The organism is Burkholderia sp. L-4 (assembly GCF_056856535.1).
The window spans coordinates 496,332-517,572 of the sequence record NZ_JBXEOX010000001.1 but is presented as its reverse complement, the minus strand read 5'-3'; the positions used below and the strand labels follow the sequence as shown (position 1 = coordinate 517,572).

Here is a 21,241-nt window from a genome sequence, read left to right as displayed (position 1 = left end):
CGACGCCCGCCCGAAAGCATGCGTCGCGGCGCGATCGACCGTCAGGCGAGATCGATGGCTTCCGCGCCGGGCGCATCGCGCTTGACGGCCGCGATGCCGTTCTCGCGGCCCTGCACGCTCTTGTACGTTTCGCTCGTGCCGATGACCTGATGGTTGGCCGCCTTCAGGTTGAACATCGGCTCGCCGTTGTGGGCGAGCTTGCGCTCATAGCGCTCGTCCAGCGGCGCATTTTCCCGCACGGATGCGATCCCGTTTTTCGCGCTGCCTTTCTCTTCGTACCGCTCGCTCGCGAGAATGATCTCGCCGTTCGCCGACTTCAGGTGGAAGTAGTACTGACCGTTCGTGGCTTTCTTGATCTCGAATTTTGCCGCCATGAGTTTGCTCCTGAAATGAATGTCCGGCCCTCGGACATCGGCAAGTGTAGGGGCAACGCCCGCAAAAATCGACCTCACGCGACGATAAGCATTGAAGACCGTCAAATCGTCAATTTTCGTTGACATTTGAGCGACGTTACCGGAAACCGCATGGCCTACCCGCCCCACCCCGGCATGACCGGCATGCGCAGCGTGCCCGCGTCGTTGAAGCGCACGGTGCCGATCACGCCGCCGGCGAGCCGGCCGCGCAGCGCATACGGCAGTTCGCCGTTCGCGGCCGCGCCGGGCAGGTTCCACGCCTGCCGCGCGGCGGCGAAGGCGGACACGGACACCGGCACGTCGAGCACCGCTTCGCCGAAACGCGGCACGGTGCCCGCGCGATCGCTGACGCCGCTCGCGAACGGCGTGCCGTTCAGGTCGAGCGACACCGAGATGCCGTCGTACTCGATCGGCGCATCGTTCGGGTTCTGCACGCGCAGCTTCAGGTTGAAGCGCATCTCGAGCCCCTGCCCGACGAGCGGGTCGAGCCCCGCGACCGACACGCGCACGGGGTCGCGCGTCAGCCCCGCGCAACCGCCGAGCAGCAGCAGCACGGCGGCGAACAGCATCGGCACGGCGCGCAGCGGCGCGAAACGGAACAGGGTACGTGGCATGGAAGGGCCTCCTCGCGGCGATCGGTGAGCGGGTCGTCGATGCATTGTACCGAGCGTGCCGCTCCACGCCGGATTTCGTAGTTTTCGCCGCAGCCCAAGATTGTTAATAGATTAAAACTACGAAATCATCAGCTAAACGGAAAGCGAATTAATGACTTCCAGCATTCAATGAAGCGCGGAGAATTCAATAGATGCTCTTTCTAAATTTTTCGTTTCCTTTACCCAAAACCATCAAGTATATTTACGCATCCTTGGAGCAAGCCGACAAACCTTGAAGCCGCATGACGGCGCATTTACGGAATGGCAACCCGCCTTCCTTCCGTCCTGCGGCCTGGCCCGGCCAGCCCCGTAGGTCGTCGGTTCAAAGGGATTGCGCGCCCCGCCGGGCGCGCGGCCCGGTGTCGTGCGCGCGAAATCAATTCAGTACAACACGCGTCCGGCCATTTTGAACTGGCAAGTTAACCAATATCCGGAAATCCAGAGGGGGCAGTAAACCATGATTACCTTCACGTAGTCGGCTACCGTCTTTTCGAATAATCCGTCATTGCCATTTTTTCGCCGTTGATTAACGGCGAGGGGATGGCTTTTGCCGGCGTTTTCGCAGCACTGAACGATTCCTTCAACAATCGAGGTTTCAGTCATGTCGATCCATATTCGCAAGATGCGTTATCTGCCGCTCGTCGCCGCACTGGCACTCGCCGGGTGCGGCGGCGACGACGGCGGTGCGGGCTCCGCTTCCGCGCTCAGCTCCGCCGGCGCGCCGCATTCAGGCTCGTCGCCCGCCGTCACCGCGCCGCCGAGCGCATCGAACGTCGACAAGAGCGTATCGCCTGTCGAATTGCCGGACACCGTGGTGCCCGTGAACTACCGGCTGTGGTTCCGCCCGAACGACGCGCTGAACGCGTTCGACGGCCGCGCCGACGTCGAAATCAAGGTGCTGAAGCCGGTCAACAACATCGTGATCGCCGGCCACCGGATCAAGTTCACGAACGGCCGCATCACGCTGCAGCCGGGCAATATCCAGCTGATTGCGACGCCGCAGGACAAGGGTGACTTCTATCAGTTGCGGCCCGTGAGCGGCACGATCTCGCCGGGCACCTATTCGCTGCACATGGAGTGGTCGGGCATCATCAACTTCAAGTCGTACGACGATCCGGGCACGAAGACGGGCGGCAGCTGCGGCGACGATCCGTATCCGGGCTGCTCGGCCGCGGAAGGCGTGTTCCGGGTCGACCTGAAGGGCACCGACGGCAAGACGAGCGGCGCGATCCTGACGCAGGGCGAAACCAACCTGGCTCGCCAGTGGTTCCCGGGCTGGGACGAGCCGGCCTTCCGCCCGACCTATGAAGTGACGGCCGAAGTGCCGTCGAGCTGGCGCGTCGTGTCGAACGCGGCCGAAAAGCCGTCGACCAACGTCGGCGGCGGCTACAAGCTCGTGCAGTTCGAGAAGACCCCGCCGATGCCGTCGTACCTGCTGTTCTTCGGCGGCGGCATGTTCGACACCTACGAGGACGATTTCACGAGCCCGCTGCCGGGCGGCAAGGGCGGCCTGCACCTGCGCGTGTTCACGCCGCCGGGCATGAGCGAGTGGGCGAAGCCGGCGATGGACCGCACCAAGCAGGCGCTCGACTTCTACTACCGCTACACGGGCATCGCGCTGCCGCTCACGAAGTTCGACACGGTGGCCGCGAACGACGCGTTCAAGGACCAGAAGGACCTGAACTTCGGCGGGATGGAGAACTGGGGGTCGATCCTCGAGTTCGCCGACGACATCCTGCCGCAGCCGGGCCAGCCGATGTCGCACTACGGCAACGAGGTGCTGACGCACGAAGTCGCGCACCAGTGGTTCGGCGATCTCGTCACGACCGACTGGTGGGACAACGTGTGGCTCAACGAATCGTTCGCGACGTTCTTCGAGACGAAGACCACGATCCAGTTCTTCCCCGACGAGTTCAGCTGGCTCGACCAGGTGAAGAACAAGTACCGCGTGATCAATCGTGACATCGGCCCGAACGCGTTCCCGGTCGCGCCGAACTTCAACGGCTGGGCGTCGAACGACTTCGTGCTGAGCGCCAGCGCGTTCACGTACGACAAGGGCGGTCACGTGCTGAAGACGCTCGAGAACTATCTCGGCGAGCAGACACTGCGCAAGGGTCTGCAGCAGTACCTGGTCGACTACTCGTTCGGCAACGGTACGCCGAAGCGCCTGTGGGATGCGCTGTCGAAGGAAAGCGGCCAGGCGGTCGGCCCGATCGGCGACAGCTACGTGCGTCAGACCGGCGTGCCGCTGATCTCGCTCGACACGCAGTGCGACCTGACGAAGAACCAGACCATCGTCACGCTGAAACAGCAGCCGTTCCCGAACAAGAACGCGTATCCGGGCCTGCAGTGGACGGTGCCGATCACGCTCGCGTACGGCCAGGGTCTCGCGAAACGCACGACGCTCGCGCTGAAGGACACGCAGACGCAGACGCGGATCGACGGCTGCACGGGCGTGGTCGCCGACCCGAGCGGTCTCGACTACTACGTCGTGAACTACAGCGACGCGGCCTGGAGCGGGCTGCTCACGCAGGTCAACGGCTCGACCGATCCGGTACTGCTGGCGAACCTGAAGAGCGAAGCCGCGCTGCTCGTCGCGAACAATCTCGCGCCGGCTTCGCGCTCGACGTCGATCGGCTCGGTCGCTTCGCCGGCCGCGATGAAGCTGCGCCAGACGCCGACCTTCGGCGGCGTGGAGCTGACGACGAAGGAACGCCCGGCACTGCAATACCAGGGCATCTTCAAGCCGCGCAAGGTAGTGACGCAGTAACGGTGCGCAGCCGTCCGGCGCCGCGCAGCCTGCGGCGCCGGACGGCGTACCGGCTTCTCCGACCTTTGACGGGCCTCGCATGCGAGGCCCTTTTTTCGTCCGCCCGACGCACGCGCGACCGCGCCGCGGCGCCGATGCGTCGCTAGCGGTCGTCGCGACGCCGAAATGCCCACCAGGCGGCGAGCGCGGTGAAGCCCGCGACGAGCAGCACCATCAGCCAGAAGCCGTGCTTGTTTTCCGAGAACGGCACGCCGCCGACGTTCATCCCGAAGAAGCCGGCGACGATGTTGATCGGCAATGCGATCACGGTCACGAGCGTCAGCGTGAACAGCGTCCGGTTGTTCTGCTCGTCGAGACGCGAGCCGATCTCTTCCTGCAGCAGCTTGATCCGCTCGTTGAGCCCCGCCAGGTCGGCGAGCACGAGCGAGAACTCTTCGGTCGATTCGCGCAGCTCCTGCACGTCTTCCAGGTGCAGCCACGCGGGCGGCTTCGCAAGCAGCCGGAAGATCGACCCGGGTTCCGGCGCGAGCATGCGCTGCAGGCGCGTCAGCGTGCGGCGCATCGCGCCGAGCTCGATACGGCTCGACGTGAGCCGCTGCGACAGGAAGCGATCCTCGATGCGGTCGACGTCGACGCTCGTGCGCCGCATGATCTGGATCAGCAGGTCGGCCTGGTCGCGCAGCAGGTGCACGAGCAGCTCCGCGGGCGACCTGAACCGCTCGCCATCGCGCACGCACGCGCGCAGCGTGTCGACCGAGCGCAGCGGCTTGAGCCGCGCCGTCACCATGATGCGCTGCTCGACGTGGACGAACAGCGTCGCGATCTCCGACGGCGTCAGCTCGAGGTTGAACATCACGTCGTTGACGATCGCGCGCAGCGCGCCGTCTTCCTGCTCGATGCGCGTCGAACGCGACCCCTCGTGGAGAAATTCGAAGAAACTGTCGGGCAGCCCGAGATGCGTGCGCATCCAGCGCTCGCTCGCGCCATGCGCGAGATTGAAATGCAGCCAGACGAAATCGCCCGACGCGCCTGTGCCGTGTTCGCGGCACGTGCGCAGCCACGCGGCGGCCGCGTCGGCGTCGAGCGTCGCGCCGGCGCCGCCGGGCACGAAGCGGAAGCCGCACACCATGCCGGACGTATCGGCGCCGTAAGTCTGTACGATCAGGTCCATCGTGTCGAAGGTCGTGCGGCGCGCGACGCGCCGCACATCGCGGGTCGCGGGCCCGCGCCGGGAAAGGAATGGAGACGTATGCCCGACGGGCGTGACGCGCTCGTGACAGCATCAGGCCGCATCATACCGGCAGCTTGCTCGCCCCCAAAAGCAACGCGCCGCCCAACGGGCGGCGCGGACCAAGCGCGGCGGCAGGCGCAACGCGCGCTACTGCCGCGTCTCCGACTGTGCGGCGCTCGGGCACGCGGGGTCCTTGCCCCAGTGGCCGTCACACACACGCCAGCGGCACAGCTGATCTTCGAAGAAGCCGCGCTCCGAACATTCCTTCACGCGCGACGCGAGCGAGCCGGACGTCGCGGCCGTCTTGGTCGGCACGGCCTGGCCCTTCTGCGCGGCGAGCTTCTTGTCGGCCGGCTTCGTGCGCGCGACGAGCGCCGCGAGCAGGTCGGCATCCGGATCGTCCTTCCCGGCCGCCTTCGCGGTACGGGTCGCGGCCGCGTCGCGGCGCTTCTTCGCCTGCGCGAGCTCCGCCTCCTGTTCCTTGCGATGCTTGCGGGCCTCGGCCTTGGTGTCGGCCTTGCCGTGCGCCGCGACCTTCGTGCTCTTCGTGGCGTCGGCCTTCGCGGTCTTCGTCGTCGCGGCTGCTGCGGCCGTGGCGGCTGCAGCCGCGCCGGCCGTGGCTGCGCCCGATGCGTCGTCGGCGCCATTGGCCAGTGCGCGCGACAGGCGGCTGCCGTCGGCGGCGGACGCGGACGATGCGGAGGCAACGGCCTGGGATGCCGAATCGTCGTTGACGATCGTGGCCGGTTGCACGGCGGACGCGGCGGATGCGGCGGATGCGCCATTCTGCGCGACTTGCGCGACGGCGTTGCTGGCCGGTACGGCCTTGGCCGGCGCGGCGGCCGCGGGCTCGGCGGCGGCCGTCACGGCGGCGACCGGTTCGCCCGAGTGCTGCTGCATGCGCCACGCACCCCAGCCGCCGACGGCAACCACCAGTGCGACGACGGCGGCGATCGGCGCCTTCAGCGAACGGCGCGGGGGTTCGGCGGGCGGCGTGACACGTCCTTCCAGATTCGCGAGAATGCGCGACTGCTGAGGTCCTCCCTCGCCTGCCGGTTTAGTATCGGACAGCAGGCTGGGCGGAGTTTTCGAATTTGAATTTTCCGGCGCACTCATTCAGCGTCTCATTGAATCCTGGTTTAATTCACCGCGATAATATAGCCCGGCCTCTCGAAGCAGCCTGATTCTAAGAGCAAGCATTGCAAAACACAATCAATTCCAATTTCCGGGGATTTCCTTGATTGCCGTCGCACTCGTCGCCTATTTCGCCCTTGCCGTTGCGGTTGCGGCACTGTTGCTTTTACCGGGTATCCGCGCGACCGTTTTCGAATCCGTCGCCCAGTTTCACGGCCGTCTTACGCGCCGTGCGAACGATCGCGCCGCGCGCACGCGGAGTCAGATTGTTAAATCGGCAAGCGTTACGCGCGGCGCATTAAACGATGTGCAAAATTTACTGGTTCGACGGCGCTTGATGATTATGGTATCGGCAGGTATTCTTGCGACGCCGCCATTGGTCGCCATTGCTTTACGCGGCCGGCAATTGTTCCAGTATGACGACACGGCGCGCGTGCCCGACGAGAAGATCGCCGCGCTGCTGCAGGGCGAGCAGCTCGTACCGCCGCCGCCGCTGCCGCCGGAAGTCTTCGCCACCAAGGAAGTCGAGCAGATACGCCCGGCACTCAAGGATGCGAGCCGCGACTGGAACCTGCTGGACCCGGATTTCCGTACGCGTCTGCTGCTGGTCTACAAGATCATGCACGAACAGCACGGTTATGAGATGGCGCTGCTGGAAGGGTACCGAAGCCCGGAACGGCAGAACCGGCTGGCACAGATGGGCAGCAACGTGACCAACGCGGCGGCCTTCCAGAGTTATCACCAATTCGGGCTGGCGGCCGATAACGCATTCCTGCGCGACGGCAAGCTGGTCATTTCCGAGAAAGATCCCTGGGCGATGCGCGGCTACGAGTTGTACGGCCAGGTCGCCGAGCAAGTCGGCCTGACCTGGGGCGGCCGATGGAAAATGATGGATCTCGGGCACGTGGAATACCATAAACCCGGTTTTAAACTGGGACGCGGCAGCTAGCCAGGGCTGCCGGACAGGAAATAATGAGGGCGGCATGGGGCTTTTAAATATCCCGGCAGGAAACGATACGGGCGACGCAAAAAATCGGGCATTCCGGTGCGCGATTTTTTCCGGCCGCCGCTTCCGTTTTAAATCTCACAGCGTCCTTTCATTAATGCGCGCGCCTTCTCCGATGCCGCGGGCGCATTGATGCCAGCCCCCTTCATCCCGTTTGACAGCATGGCGACACATCGCGGCGCCACCCTTGCCGCTCGGCGCGCCTGCGTCGCCTCACCGAATCGCACCGGAACCTGAACGTCCTATGCAACGCATCCTCAACGTGCTGACTCATCCGCGTACGCTCTCGATTGTCGGGATCGTCGCGCTAGCGGCGATTCTCTTCATCGTCGCCGACATGCTGCAGCTGCCGCTCCTGTGGGCGGCGATCGCGTTCGCGGCGATCCTCGCGCTGTGGCTCGTCGTCGCGCTGTGGCGCCGCTGGCGCGTGAAGCGCGCGAACCAGCAGCTCGGCCAGGTGCTCGAGGAGCAGGCGGAAACCGGCAAGATCGCCGCGCCCGCCGCCGCCGCGCTCGCCCCCGATTCGAAGACCGCCGACCTCGACGTGCTGCGCACGCGCCTGTCGGATGCGGTGAAGACGATCAAGACATCGAAGATCGGCCAGGTGTCGGGCGGCTCCGCGCTGTACGAACTGCCGTGGTACATCGTGATCGGCAACCCGGCCGCGGGCAAGAGCAGCGCCGTGCTCAACTCCGGCCTGCAATTCCCGTTCGCGGACAAGAACAGCGCCGTGATCCACGGCATCGGCGGCACGCGCAACTGCGACTGGTTCTTCACGACCGAAGGGATCCTGCTCGACACGGCCGGCCGCTATTCGGTGCACGAGGAAGACCGCAGCGAATGGCTCGGCTTCCTCGGCCTGCTCAAGCGCTATCGCCCGAAGGCGCCGATCAACGGCATCATCGTCACCGCGAGCATCGCCGAACTCACCGGCAACCGCCCCGAATTCGCGATCAACCTCGCGAAAAACCTCCGCCAGCGCGTTCAGGAGCTGACGGAAAAGCTGGAAGTGTTCGCGCCGGTCTACGTGATGTTCACGAAGGCCGACCTGATCACCGGCTTCACCGAATTCTTCAGCAGCAGCGACAAGCACGAGTACGACCGCGTGTGGGGCGCCACCCTGCCCTACGAGCCCGACGACAAGCGCGACGTGGTCGCGCAGTTCGATACGCACTTCGAGGAACTCTACGAAGGGCTGAAGGAGATCAGCGTCGCGCAGCTGTCGCTGTCGCGCGGCAACCAGCTGTCGCCGGGCCAGCTGAGCTTCCCGCTCGAATTCTCGACGATCAAGCCGTCGCTGCGCGCGTTCCTCGCGACGCTGTTCGAGAACAACCCGTTCCAGTACAAGCCGATCTTCCGCGGCTTCTACTTCACCAGCGCCCTGCAGGAAGGCGAAACCAACAGCGCGGCCGCGCAGCGCATCGCGCACCGCTTCGGCCTCGACGGAAACGCGCTGCCGAAGCCGCACAGCGCGTTCTCGAAGAACGGCTTCTTCCTGCGCGACCTGTTCTCGAAGGTGATCTTCGCCGACCGCCAGACGGTGCGCCAGTTCGCAAGCCCGACCAAGACGCGGCTGCGTTACGCCACCTTCTTCGGCTTCGTCGCGGCGCTCGCGCTCGCGCTCGGCGGCTGGACCTGGTCCACGATCGGCAACCAGCAACTCGTGTCGAACGTGCAGGCCGACCTCGACAACGTCACGCGCCTGCAACAGGGCCGCAACGACCTGCAGTCGCGCCTGCAGGCGATGGACATCCTCGAAGACCGGATCGAGCAGCTCGAGCAGTTCCGCCGCGACAAGCCGCTGTCCGTGTCGCTCGGCCTGTACCAGGGCGACCGTCTCGAGCAGCACCTGCTGACCGAGTACTACAACGGCGTGCGCCAGATCCTACTGGCTCCGGTGTCGCAGAACCTCGCGTCGTTCATGAAGGACGTGAACGCGCACCCCGAACAGCTCGTGCCGATGACGCGCCCGCCCGAATCGGGCGCCGTGCAGGGCGGCACGCTGCCGGTCTCGACCAACGCGGCAGGCGCCGCGCCGCAGGCCGGTGCCGCACTGGCCGCGTCCGGCCCCGCGCCGGCCGCCGCGCAACAGCCCGCCGCACCGCAGGGCGGCCTCTACAGCGACGCGTCGCCGACCAACGTGCAGGACGCGTACAACGCGCTGAAGACGTACCTGATGCTGTCCGACAAGCGCCACGTCGAGCAGGCGCACCTGACCGACCAGCTCGCCCGCTTCTGGCGCGGCTGGCTCGAGACGAATCGCGGCAACATGCCGCGCGACGAGATGATCAAGAGCGCCGAGCGCATGATCTCGTTCTACCTGTCCCGCGTGAACGACGACGACTGGCCGATGATCGACGCGAACCTCGCGCTCGTCGACCAGACCCGCGAGAACCTGCGCCGCGTCGTGCGCGGCATGCCGGCCCGCCAGCGCGTCTACGAGGAAATCAAGGCGCGCGCGTCGACCCGCTTCGCGCCGATGACCATCGCGCGCATCGTCGGCGACGGCAACCAGTCGCTCGTGGCGGGCAGCTACGCGATTCCGGGCACGTTCACGCGCGAAGCGTGGTTCGACTACGTGCAGCCGGCGATCCGCGACGCGGCGACCAAGGAGCTGCAGGCGAAGGACTGGGTGCTGAACACGTCGACGCAGGACGACCTGACGCTCGAGGGCAGCCCCGAGCAGATCCAGAAGACGCTCGTCGGCATGTACAAGACCGAGTACGCGCAGCACTGGCAGAAGTTCATGCAGGGCATCGCGGTGCAGGGCTTCAGCAGCTTCGGCCAGGCCGTCGACGGGATGAACCGCCTCGGCGACCCGCAGGATTCGCCGATCCGCAAGATCCTCGAGACCGCGTACGACCAGACGTCGTGGGACAACCCGTCGCTCGCGAACGTGGCCATCAAGAAGGCGCAGACGGGCGTGGTGAACTGGGTCAAGCAGCTGTTCACGCGCTCGCAGGCCGGCCAGGTGGCGGCGGCCAACATCGACATCAACGGCAATCCGGCCGAGGTGCCGATGGGTCCGATCGGCCAGGAGTTCATCGGGCTCGCGCGGATCGTCGCGACGCATGACGGCACGTCGATGCTCAAGGGTTACATGGATTCGCTGTCGAAGGTCCGTACCCGCTTCAACGTGATCAAGAACCAGGGCGACCCGGGCCCGGGCGCGCGCCAGCTGATGCAGCAGACGCTCGACGGCAACGGTTCGGAGCTCGCCGATTCGCTGAAGCTCGTCGACGAGCAGATGCTGACGGGCCTCACCGATTCGCAACGCAAGTCGCTGCGCCCGCTGCTCGTGCGGCCGCTGATGCAGGCGTTCGCGGTCGTGATCCAGCCGGCCAGCGCCGAAGTCAACAAGGTGTGGAACGCGCAGGTCTACCAGCCGTTCCAGAACTCGCTTGCAACGAAGTACCCGTTCGCGGCGAACGCCAAGGTCGAGGCCGGCGCCGGCGAGATCGCGCAGGTGTTCGGTCCGGACGGCTCGATCGCGAAGTTCGTCGGCACGACGCTCGGGCCGCTCGCGGTACGCCGCGGCGACACGCTCGCCGCCCGCACGTGGGGCGACATGGGCATCGGGCTCACGCCGGACTTCACGAACGGCTTCGCACGCTGGGTCGCACCGCTCGCGGGCGGCGCCGCCGGCAGCGCGGCCGCGTCGTCCGAGCCGCAGACCGTGTTCCAGATCCTGCCGCAGCCGAGCACGGGCACGACGGAATACACGATCGCGATCGACGGCCAGCAACTGCGCTACCGCAACACGCCGCCGCAGTGGACCAACTTCGTCTGGCCGAACCCGCAGGGCTCGCCGGGCGCGACGCTGTCCGCGACGACCTTCGACGGCCGCACGGTGCAGCTCGTCAACGAGCCGGGCCGCTACGGTCTCGAGAAGCTGATCAACTCGGCGCAGCGCAAGCGCCGCCCGGACGGCACCTTCGACCTGACGTGGGCGCAGGGCAGCGTGAACGTGTCGGTAACGATGCGCATCATCAGCACGTCTCAACCGTCCGGCGGCGGCGGTGACCAGCCGCAGCAGCAGAGCCTGCGCGGCCTGCAGCTGCCGTCGTCGGTCGCCGACGCGAGCGCGGGCGCGGCGCTGAACGCAACGCAGTCCGCCGGCACGGGCACGCCGGCCGCCGCGCCGGCCGTCGCGGCCGCCAACGCAACGCATGCACAGGGGGCGCAATGACGCAAACCGTTCAGGCGCAAATCGCCTACTTCGGCAAGATTCCGTCGCGCGGCGACTTCGTCAAGAGCGCACACAATCCGCAGCTGCTGCAGACGCTCGATCGCTGGATCGCGCAGGCGCTCGAGCTGCTTGCGGAAGATCCACGCTGGAAGATCGTCTACGAGGATGCGAAGCCGATGCATTTCGCATTCATCGGCTCGCGCAGCAAGCTCGCGATCGCGGGCCACATGGTGGCGAGCCATGACGTGTCGATGCGCCGCTTCCCGTTCCTCGGCGCGACCGCGCTCGAGGTCGACCGGCCGCTCGCGTTCCTCGCGCGCAGCCCGCTCGCGTTCGCGCGGCTGTGGTCGCGCGTGGCGGCGCAGATGCCGGCGCTGCTCGCGAAGGAGGAGCCGCCCGGCGCGCTGCAGGCGCTCGGCGACACGCAGGTACCGATCGATGTCGGCGGCCCCGGCACGTCGCACGACGGTACCTTCAACGATTTCGTCGAACATCAGTCGCTGTACGGCCTGCAGCAGATGCTGCTCGAAAGCGGCCATCCGGTGCGGCTGCGCGGCGCGATGCTCGCGCTCGGCTCGCTGCTGCGGCCCGTGATGCAGAGCGGCTCGTCGCACATCGAGCGCGGGCTCACGCTACCGCTGCCCGTGGATCCGTTCTACCGCAGCCTCGTCGCCGCGTTCTGGCTCGAACTCATCACGCCGTTCGTCGCGCAGGCCGACTTCGAACTCGCGATCTTCATCGGCACGATCGCCGAACGCGAACGGCTGATCATCGGCTTCAACGGCGCGTCTTCCAAGACACTGCTGAGCGTGGTCGACCCGCAGACCTATGCCGCCCACAACATCGACATCGACGATCCCGAGTGGATCGACGCCCATGCGCAAAACGATCAGCAGATCAGCAAGCTCGTCAGCTACCTCGACCAACCGCAACTCTCGCTGCGCGTCGCCATCGACGCGTTCCGCGAAGCGTTCATCGGAGGCTGACGGGATGCATCGCACGATTCACGCCCGGCGCGCCCGTCTTTCGGCCGCCCTCTCGCCCGCCCTCGCCGCCCTCTTCGCCGCCGGCCTCGTCGCGAGCGGCGCGGCCTTCGCGCAGAACACCGGCGCCACCGTCACGCCGGTCGGCAACGGCACGGTCGCGACGACCGCGCTGCCGTCGTCGAACCCGAGCGCCGGCACCGCGTCCGGCACGGTGGTGCGCGGCACCGCCGGCACGATCACGCCGCCGCCCGCGAACGCGGCGCCCGGCCAGGTCGTCGTCGGCGGCAAGGTGCCCGACGAGGCGACCAAGGCCGCCGTGCTGCAGAAGCTGCGCGATACCTACGGCACGACGAACGTCGTCGACCAGATCGAGGTCGGCGACGTCGCGACGCCGCCGAACTGGAGCGCCAACGTGCAGAAGCTGCTCGGCACGCAACTCAAGCAGATCAGCAAGGGGCAGTTGAAGATCAACGGCACGCAGATCGAGATGAAGGGCGAGGTGCACAACGAGGCGCAGCGCCAGCAGCTCGCCAGCGACATGGCGAACACGCTGAACCCGACGTACACGATCAAGAACGGGTTGCGCGTGTCGGCGTCCGAGCAGGGCGTGCTCGACCAGACGCTCGCCAATCGCACGATCGAGTTCGAGACCGGCAGCGCGACGCTGACGCCGCAGGGCCGGCTGATCCTCGACCAGATGGCGGCCGCGCTCGCGAAGATGCAGAACCGCACGGTCGACATCATCGGCCACACCGACAACTCGGGGAACCGGACGTCGAACATCGCGCTGAGCCAGGCGCGCGCGGATGCGGTGAAGGGTTACCTGATCACGAAGAACATTCCGCCGCAGCAGATGACGACGACGGGCGTCGGGCCGGATCAGCCGATCGCGCCGAACGATACGGCCGACGGGCGGGCGAGGAATCGGCGGATCGAGTTCCGGGTGGGGCAGTAAGGCGGACAGCCGGCTCATCGCGAGCCGGCGTGCGATCCGATGCGGGCGGTGACAGGCATGTCGCCGCCCGTTTTTCATGGGCGGCTATCGGCAGTCAATGAATGGGCGGCGTCGCGCCGCCCTTGTAGCTTTTCGCCCACTCTTGGCTCTGCTTGGCAGCCTGGTCGATGCGGGCGGCGACGCGATCGTCTTTCTGGCGTTGCTTCGCCTCCTTGGCGAAATCGGTCGAACCGAATTCGTCCTTGTCCCGCGTGCGGAAGTACAGCGACGGCGCGAGCACGTGGTCCTGCCAGCTCGTCAGCAGCGTGTCGTGAACGAGCATGTCGAATAACGCCATCACGTCCGGAGGAAGGGGATGCTCACCTTCGATACCTTCCTTCCATGCGGACACGAGTTCCATCTGCGCTTCGGGCAGCATGGCTGCTTCGACGGCGTCCGCACTCGCCTTGTTGTTGGAATCCCACGAGTCCGGCATGTTTCGGATTTGCTCTGCGGATTTCTTCAGGCCTTCTTGGTAGGACGCGTTACGCAGCATCTTTTCCGATTCCTTGTGAAGGCGCTCCCACACGGTCGTGTAGTCCTTCGGCGCTTCCGCGATCAGCTTCTCGTAACGCTTTTGTGCCGCATCGCTGGCCGCCTTCATCCCCCGCAGCGTCGCCTGATCGGCCGGACTGCGGCTCGCCAGCATGCTCATGTTGATACCCTGCCGCTGCAGTTCCCAGTCGAGCTGCGATTTCGCCGTCTTGCGCTGCAGATCGGCGTCGGACATGTTGCGCTTCCAGTCGGAGACGGGATCGGACATCGTGCGTTGGAACGCGGGATCCTGGTAGCGGACTGCGATCCAGCGCAGGAAGATTTTCGAGTGTGCGACGAGGTCGAGGCCGTCTCTATAGGGAACAAGTGCCGTGTACGCGTCGACGAGTTGCCGGATGCGGTATTGCTTGCCGTTGCCGTTAATGGGTTTGGCGATCGAAAACTTGTCGAAGGTCTTCCGCTTATAGAGGTACATGTCCTCCATCGTATCCATGGCCGTCCCCGCCTTCAACGCTTGCAGCAACATGTCTTGCAGCGGTACCCTCATCAGTTCCGCATTCAGGCCAAGCGAACCGGTTGGTGCGCCCCCCACAACGTCGCAACTCGTTCCGGGGTAGAGAAACTGGGCCCCTCGGGTCTTTTCAAGACTATCAAGGCGCTGGTAAAAGCGCATTTCGTGGGCGGCCGCGAAGTGGACGCAATGCTGCACGCTTGGGGGGATGGAAAGCTTGCGATCCTTGTAACTGGTTTTGATCAGGCCCAAGTACGGCACCATGCCGATCAGTTCACCGGCCTCTTCCGACATGATCGAAGAAACAGCGTCAAGCAGGCCGACGAACTTGATCTGGATCGGAACGCCGTCGATTGCAAGATCGGTATCGCTTCTTCGTTTGTACTTCTCCGCCAGATCGTTGACGAAAGCCCGGGCCAATACGCAGCCTCGATCCGCGCCGAACACCGACACCTCGATGACACGAACCTTCTGCATCTTGCCTTTCACTTCACGGTAAGCCGCCTCGAACTGGTCTTTCGCTGCGATCAGTCGACTATCGACACCCGTTCCGAAGGCCTCTGCCATCACAGCGTTGTCTCGAGCGATTGGCACGTTCTCCATCACCAGCCCCACGAAAAGACCGCGCGCGACCGCCCACGCCGTCTTCATCGGATTGCCCCTGATGTTGGTCTTGACGTCGTTCTTGGCATTGCGCCACAGCAACCTGCCGGTCGCCTTGGTTCGCTCCCAAATCCGCTCAGGCGACGCATTCAGCACGTTCGTGATACGCCGGGCTTGAGCGGGAATACGCTCGATATCCCGTCGGAAATCCTCGAATGCCTTCTCAACCGGCCGAAGTGAAAAATCCCCCGCAAGGATCTGCTTCTTCACATCGTCGACGCGCTTTTTCATATCCGCCTGTTTGATCGGCGTATTGATGCGCGTGAACGACCCGCCGACGGATTTTGCGGCACTCGCAGCCTTTTTCGCTCCTGACACGATGGCAGCCTTCTCCATGTTCTTGAGCGCGTCGGAATTGCTGTCGTCGTTCAACGGCGTACCCAACCCCGAGTAGTAGTAGCGATACCAGAACTGATTCGCGGGCCGCCTCTCGTCCTTCATTTCACGATGCGCTTCCCAGAGTCGCGCGATGTTCGAATACTGAGAACTTGAGGCATCGTCGATGTCGCGATTGCGACCAAAGGCATCGAAGAAAAATCCAATGCGGATCGTCGCCCCACACGGCATGCAATCGGCCTTCGGATACGCATCCGCATTCTGACGAGCAAGCGCTACATATACCGACGCCGGCGTCGCGTCGTCCGGGTCGAGCTTGATTCTCTCAGCCATGCTGTTTCTCCTCTACGCGCGGCGGCGGCAACAGACCGGTGGGAATGGCGGGTACCGCCACTGCTTCGAATTTATTGCGTTTCAGCTCGGACAGAACGCCGTTCGGCAGCGATTGCATCGACTTCGCGAACGTGCCGGGCTTGCCTCTGGCCGCTTTCAGGATCTGCTGTACGGCCGGATGAGCGTCGAATCTGTTATTAACGAGCAGATCGAAATACGCGTATTGCTCGAGATCGTCGATGTCGGTGAGCCGATATTTGAGCCAGGCCGCGGCGACAATGCGGGCGATACGGCGATACTGCTGATCCTCGCGCTCGTCGTAGCGTTTGTTCAGTTGTGTCTGGTAATGACTCGATATCCAGTGAGACACGTCAATCATCGGAATGCGTGAGTCGTCCCCTGGTGCAGCGGGAAACTGAAGCTCGACGTGACGATCCGGATAAAAATGAACCGCGACAATTCGAGTCCCGACTTTCTCCGGAGCCTTTGATGGTGGCAACGTAACCTTTGCTTCGGCATGAAACGTCTGCTCGTCGCCTTTATGCCACTGATCAACGTCGTAGTAGTCCCACTTGACCGTAAAATCTGTCCCCTTGAGCTGATAGCAGCAGGTCACGCCACCGCCACCGCCCGGCATACTGTCGCCCCCGCCACTCGCCTTATTTCCGTATGCGTCGACGATCGTGAATTTGTCCAGGTTATAGGGCAGGTAGTTCTGGGCCATGACCGAAATCGCGCTGTAGGTCGGCTCCGACTTCCCGCATGCGGTCACGGTCACCACAAGCAGGCACCCTGCCAGAACACGACTTACCAGACTCGACAATCTCATTGCGCTACCCATTGATGTTTCCCTTCTGAATCGCGACCGGCACGCCAGTGCAAGCATCGGCCAACCGCAATCATCCGAATGCCCGCACCGACATGATCCACCGAGTGCGTCGCGCCTATTTCCATCGTCGCGCATCCCGCAGCCGCAGACGTCCACGTTTCCTCAATCCCGCTCGTTTGCATCGCAAATCGCATCCGATACGTACCCGATACGATCACCCAAGCAGCGCGCCCTCTGCACGCGGCGGTGGCATCAAACCATCGGATATCGCCGGCACCGTCGCTGCTTCAAACGCGTCGTTCGACAGTGAGGACAACACACGCTTCGGCAGCGATTGCATTGAATTCGCGAACATCCCCGGCTTTCCGGCGGCCGTTTGCAGGATGCGCTGAACCTCAGGATGTGCATCGAACCGGCTGTTCACGAGCAAGTCGTAAAACGCATACTGCTCGAGATCATTCCGGTCGGTCAGGCGGTACTTCAACCACGCCGACGCAACGACACGGGCGATACGACGAAACCGCTGGTCCTCGCGCTCGTCGTACCGCTTGTCCAGTTGCACCTGATACTGCTTCATCCATTTCACGACATCGACAATCGGCAGACGTGCATCATCGAGCATCTCGCCGGGAAACTGGAACTCGACATGTCGATCCGGAAAGAAATGCACTTCGAGAATCCGGGCACCCGCATCGTCGGGCACCTGGGACTGCGGCATCGACACCTTCGTCTCTGCATGGAACATTTGCTTGTTCCCTTTGTGCCATTGGTCGACATCGTAGTAATTCCACTTGACGACAAACTCCGTGCCCTTGAGCTTGCAACAACATTTGACGCTACCGCCCCCTGCGCCCGGCGGGTCGTCTCCCCCTCCGCTCGCCGTATTTCCGAATGTGTCAGAGATCGCGAAGCCGCTCATGTTGCACGGCAGATAATTTCGACCGGTAGCCGAGATTCCGCTATACACCGGCTCCGACTTGCCGCACGCGCTCAAGCTCAAAGCCACCGCGAGCCCGGACCTACGCCACGTCACTACGCGCCTCCAGCAATTCCCGCTCGTGTGTCGCGCGAATCACGTCCCACGTCGCATCGTCGATCGTCGCCAGCGCGTCATCGAGCGTCGCCTTCCCATCTGCGACGGCCTCGAAGCACGACTTCACAACCGGATGCTCGTCGAATCGCGGCGCAACCAGCACGCCCGTCACCACGTAGCACTGCAATTCCGCTTCCTCGACGATCCCATGTGCCGCCGCCCGGTCGAGTTGCTCGATGACCTGGTCATGCAGTTCCACATCGGACAGATGATCGACCATAGCCCCCATCGTCTCGCGAAACTTCAGCACGAGCTTGTCCGGATACCCGAGTTCGACCAGTTGCGCATGCTGCTGCTCGCTGAGGCCCGGCGCGTCCCCCGCCGGCATCGCGCCTTCGATCGTCGGCGTGTCGTTATGCCACACGACCTCGTCGAGCCGCCGGTCGCGATAGCGGATCTCGCCAAACGGCGCGACGAACTGCTGCGCCTGCGTATCGCTCCACACCCGCCGAAGCCGCGCCAAAACATGGTTATCGAAGAAAAACAGGTAGTACGCGCGACCGTTCGGCAGCGCGTACTTCACATACCGGCGCAAATGCGCGCCCAGCGCGTCGAACGACCACGCCGAACACAACCACGTCACCGCATGCAGATCGACCGCATCCAGCCATAGCTGGCGCAGCATACGATGCTGTTCGGCATCTCTGTCGTCGAGCACCTGACGGTCGAATGCGATCAGGTACGGCGCGATATCGGTATAGGCATCGAGCCCGGTGTCGGTCCAGAGCGATGCATAGCGCAGGCCGCGCACGGCTGCGAGCTGCGTGTCGAGCCCCTGATAACCGCGTGTATCGACAAGCGCGTAAAGCCGCATCGCGCGGCCGTCGTCGGCCTTGCGCTCCAGCGACGTCTTCAGCATCTCCAGGAACACGGGCCATTCGGGCTCGCGTGGATTCGGCGCAGCATCGACGATCTCGGCAGCGTCGGCGATATCGTTCGGGGCGGCGTCGCCGCCTGTATTGTCGACTTCGTCCATCAATCTGCCTCGACCATCGATTCGCGCCCGCTATGCGCGTTCAGCACGCATTGCTTGCACGTGCCACCCGGCATCGCGGGCAGCGGATACGGCATGCTCGTCGGCCCGGCGAACTGGTGCTGCGCCCCCTTGAAATCGATCTTCCCCGGCGCGTGAATCTCGATGTTGCCGCCCTTGATCCGGATATACGCGCCGCCCGAGGTCAGCAGGATTTCCTGCTTGGCGGCCACGTCGACGTTCTCGGTCGCCGCCAGCATCTTCAGCGTCTTCTGCGCGGTAAGCTCGACATTGTCCGCATGCGCCTGGACCTCGACCTTGCCCTTCGCGGCGAATAGCTTCATCCCCGCGTTTTGCACGAACAGGCTGATGCGATCGCGAACGCCGGCTATCAGCGACTTGCCGCTCGTGATGAAGGTGCTCTGACCGCTGACGATATTGGTCTGCCGCTCGCTCGCGAGGTGCACCGATTGCTGCGACGCCATCCCTATCCCCGACGGACTCGCGAACAGCATCACCGGCTCCTTGAATGCGTTCGCATTGCCGGCCCCGCCGCCGGTGCGCCCGCCCGACGACGCACCCGATACGCTCTCCTGCGTCGCGTCGGCGAACGCCTTCAGCGCATCGTGCCCGGTACCGAGACTCTCCGCCTGATGCATCTCGCTGACCTGCGACATCGACTCGATCAACCCCTCGGCATCGACCAGTTGCTGTTGCGCCTCACGCACGTCGAGCGGCTGGCTGTTCGCCTGCTTCGGATGGGTCGTGACGTACAGCCCTTGCCCGGCCCGCACCGCACCATACGCATCCGTCCGCAAATCGAACCCCGAGCCGAGATACGCGCCGCGCGTGTTGCCGTTCTGTTCGATCAGGTAACCGAGATGAAGCAGCGAATTCGCGCTGCTGCTGAACAGGCGCGCACGGTTCTGCCCGGTCGCGTCGTCGAGTACCATCTCGTTGTGCCCCGACCCCGCGTATTCCTTCGACCGGAAACCCGACAGGATCCCGTCGCTATGCCATTGCGGCTTGACGGCCCCGTTGTACACGCGGTGCATCACGATCGGCCGGTCGCAGTCGCCGCCGATGTAGCCGATCAGCACTTCCTCGCCAACCCGCGGAATATGGACGGCCCCATAGCCGCCGCCGGTATCCGACTGCACGACGCGCATCCAGCACGACGCGGTTTCGGTGCCCGGGTTCTGACGATCCCAGACGAACATGACCCTGATCCGGTTCAGTTCGTCCGTATACACCTCTTCGCCCTTCGGCCCGACGACGACGGCCGTTTCGAGCTGCATGACGGGCTTCTTGTGCTCGAACGGGCTGCGATACGGCACGGCGGCACGCTGCGCTTCGACTTCGACGAGATAAAACCCTGCCGAACCGTCGTCGTGCCCGACCTCGAACGCCACCGCCGCGCCGTGCGCCGCCTTGGCCTGCGCGAGCCGGTCCTGCAGACTGTGCGGCAAGTGCGCGTCGTGGTCCGACAGCGGCAAGTTGTTCTCGATGTACCGCGTCACGCCGATCGCCGCGAACTCGCGATCGCCCGGCGAATCGCGGTCGTGCGCCGGATGATCGGCCAGCATGAAACGCCGGCCCGCATCGATCGCGCGCACGCCGCCCACGCCGAAGAAGCGCTTCGCGCGGGACTCCCATTCCTCCAGGCGGATCTTCGACAGATGTTCGCCGCGATCCTGGCCCGGATACGTGTAGGCGCCCGTGTATTCGTAGATTTCGGCCTGGTCCGGCAGATCGCCCTGCCCGGCCTTGGTCGGCAGCGTCGTGCCGTTCGGACTGCCCGCCGACGACGGCGATTTGTAGTCGAACGTGCGCGTCGTGTGCAGCGTGCTCTGCAAGGTCCGCGACGCGGCCCACTGCGTGAAGCCGGTGGTTTCGGTGCCCGCTCCCGTTTGATCGAAGCCGACGGTTTTCGGCGACAGTTCGTCGACCGCGTGCAGATCGTCGGTAATGACGAGCATGTGCGTCTTGCCATCGTCGGCGTGGCGCCAGAAACCGAACAGCCCTTCGTCCTCCATCAGGCGATGCACGAAGTTCCAGTCGGTTTCGCTCTGGCGGCAGTACGAGCGCGACGGCAGCGGCTTCGACAGTGCGAACTGATACCGGCCCCTCGCCTGCGGATGCGCGTCGAATACGTCGGCAAGGATCGCGTCGACGCTCCTGTCCTGCCAGTACCGCATGTCACTGCGGAACCTGAGGAAGTGCATCCACGACGCGAAGCTCAGCTGGTAGCTCGACAGGCTGCCGTCCGCCCCGAGCCGGCGCGCCGTGTGGACATAGCCGTTGATCGGGAGATACGACCGGTCTGCCTGCTGGATCCACAGCGTGATCGGCTGCGCGATCAGCGTCTTGAGTTCGACGTCGCTCGCGGTGGACACGAGATCGAGCGTCACGCTGAAATCGCGCCCCAGCTCGGAACGGGTCACGGCCCGGCGCGGCACGAGCGCATTGTTCGGCAACGACGGAATGTCCGTCTTCAGCAGGCGGTCCTGCTGGATCAGGCCGCCGCGAAGCGCCTGCGCCAGTTCTGTCACGTTCATGCGTCACTCGTCTTCTTGTTTGCCGCAGGCCCGCCGGGGCCCGCGCTCTCAGGAAAAAGCCCTGCTCTCGCGGC

Annotated in this window: 15 protein-coding genes; 5 read left to right on the top strand and 10 right to left on the bottom strand. The window is 64.6% G+C overall.

Annotated features, from left to right (window positions below; all coding sequences use genetic code 11):
• Positions 1-41: 41 nt before the first annotated feature.
• The 3 genes from AC1VVG_RS02465 to AC1VVG_RS02455 form a co-directional block, all read right to left on the bottom strand.
• Positions 42-374, bottom strand: a complete 333-nt coding sequence (locus tag AC1VVG_RS02465) for a YegP family protein (RefSeq protein WP_034187509.1) — start codon at positions 372-374, stop codon at positions 42-44.
• Between the two features lie 155 nt (positions 375-529).
• Positions 530-1,027 carry an LEA/WHy family protein gene (locus AC1VVG_RS02460; RefSeq protein WP_034187510.1) on the bottom strand — a complete coding sequence of 166 codons (498 nt, stop codon included), beginning with the start codon at positions 1,025-1,027 and terminating at the stop codon, positions 530-532.
• Between the two features lie 420 nt (positions 1,028-1,447).
• Entirely contained in the window at positions 1,448-1,669 is a 222-nt protein-coding gene (locus AC1VVG_RS02455) for a hypothetical protein (RefSeq protein ID WP_176730067.1), read from the bottom strand.
• Here AC1VVG_RS02455 and AC1VVG_RS02450 point away from each other — a divergent pair.
• The gene (locus AC1VVG_RS02450) at positions 1,668-3,836 is read left to right on the top strand and encodes a M1 family metallopeptidase (protein ID WP_034187511.1); all 2,169 of its coding nucleotides are present in this window, start codon (positions 1,668-1,670) and stop codon (positions 3,834-3,836) included. The genes AC1VVG_RS02455 and AC1VVG_RS02450 overlap by 2 nt on opposite strands.
• A gap of 142 nt (positions 3,837-3,978) precedes the next feature.
• Here AC1VVG_RS02450 and AC1VVG_RS02445 read toward each other — a convergent pair whose 3' ends face one another.
• Positions 3,979-5,007, bottom strand: coding sequence for a transporter (locus AC1VVG_RS02445; RefSeq protein ID WP_059557543.1), 1,029 nt, complete (start codon positions 5,005-5,007; stop codon positions 3,979-3,981).
• Positions 5,008-5,214: 207 nt separating this feature from the next.
• Complete coding sequence (locus AC1VVG_RS02440) at positions 5,215-6,183, bottom strand: hypothetical protein (protein WP_034187512.1); 969 nt, start codon at positions 6,181-6,183, stop codon at positions 5,215-5,217.
• A gap of 121 nt (positions 6,184-6,304) precedes the next feature.
• On the opposite strand from AC1VVG_RS02440, the gene AC1VVG_RS02435 reads away from it, so the two are divergent.
• From AC1VVG_RS02435 to AC1VVG_RS02420, 4 genes are all read left to right on the top strand, one after another.
• Complete coding sequence (locus AC1VVG_RS02435) at positions 6,305-7,150, top strand: M15 family metallopeptidase (RefSeq protein ID WP_034187513.1); 846 nt, start codon at positions 6,305-6,307, stop codon at positions 7,148-7,150.
• Between the two features lie 301 nt (positions 7,151-7,451).
• A complete protein-coding gene (tssM, locus tag AC1VVG_RS02430) occupies positions 7,452-11,396 on the top strand; it encodes a type VI secretion system membrane subunit TssM (RefSeq protein WP_034187514.1) in 3,945 nt (1,314 codons plus the stop codon).
• A complete protein-coding gene (gene tagF / locus AC1VVG_RS02425; RefSeq protein ID WP_034187515.1) occupies positions 11,393-12,382 on the top strand; it encodes a type VI secretion system-associated protein TagF in 990 nt (329 codons plus the stop codon). The genes tssM and tagF overlap by 4 nt, the downstream gene beginning before the upstream one ends.
• A gap of 4 nt (positions 12,383-12,386) precedes the next feature.
• Positions 12,387-13,337, top strand: coding sequence for an OmpA family protein (locus tag AC1VVG_RS02420; protein ID WP_124670902.1), 951 nt, complete (start codon positions 12,387-12,389; stop codon positions 13,335-13,337).
• A 94-nt stretch (positions 13,338-13,431) separates the two neighbouring features.
• Here the strand turns inward: AC1VVG_RS02420 and AC1VVG_RS02415 are convergent, their stop codons facing one another.
• The 5 genes from AC1VVG_RS02415 to AC1VVG_RS02395 all read right to left on the bottom strand — a co-directional run bounded on the left by AC1VVG_RS02415 (position 13,432) and on the right by AC1VVG_RS02395 (position 21,167).
• Positions 13,432-15,714: a hypothetical protein gene (locus tag AC1VVG_RS02415; protein WP_482835227.1), complete on the bottom strand. Its 2,283-nt coding sequence runs from the start codon at positions 15,712-15,714 to the stop codon at positions 13,432-13,434.
• Complete coding sequence (locus AC1VVG_RS02410; protein WP_049032367.1) at positions 15,707-16,543, bottom strand: DUF3304 domain-containing protein; 837 nt, start codon at positions 16,541-16,543, stop codon at positions 15,707-15,709. The genes AC1VVG_RS02415 and AC1VVG_RS02410 overlap by 8 nt, the downstream gene beginning before the upstream one ends.
• A gap of 214 nt (positions 16,544-16,757) precedes the next feature.
• A complete protein-coding gene (locus tag AC1VVG_RS02405; protein WP_482835226.1) occupies positions 16,758-17,576 on the bottom strand; it encodes a DUF3304 domain-containing protein in 819 nt (272 codons plus the stop codon).
• The gene (locus AC1VVG_RS02400) at positions 17,563-18,612 is read right to left on the bottom strand and encodes a DUF4123 domain-containing protein (RefSeq protein ID WP_124670904.1); all 1,050 of its coding nucleotides are present in this window, start codon (positions 18,610-18,612) and stop codon (positions 17,563-17,565) included. The genes AC1VVG_RS02405 and AC1VVG_RS02400 overlap by 14 nt, the downstream gene beginning before the upstream one ends.
• Entirely contained in the window at positions 18,612-21,167 is a 2,556-nt protein-coding gene (locus AC1VVG_RS02395; protein WP_482835225.1) for a type VI secretion system Vgr family protein, read from the bottom strand. Before AC1VVG_RS02395 ends, AC1VVG_RS02400 begins: the two co-directional genes overlap by 1 nt.
• Positions 21,168-21,241 lie beyond the last annotated feature (74 nt).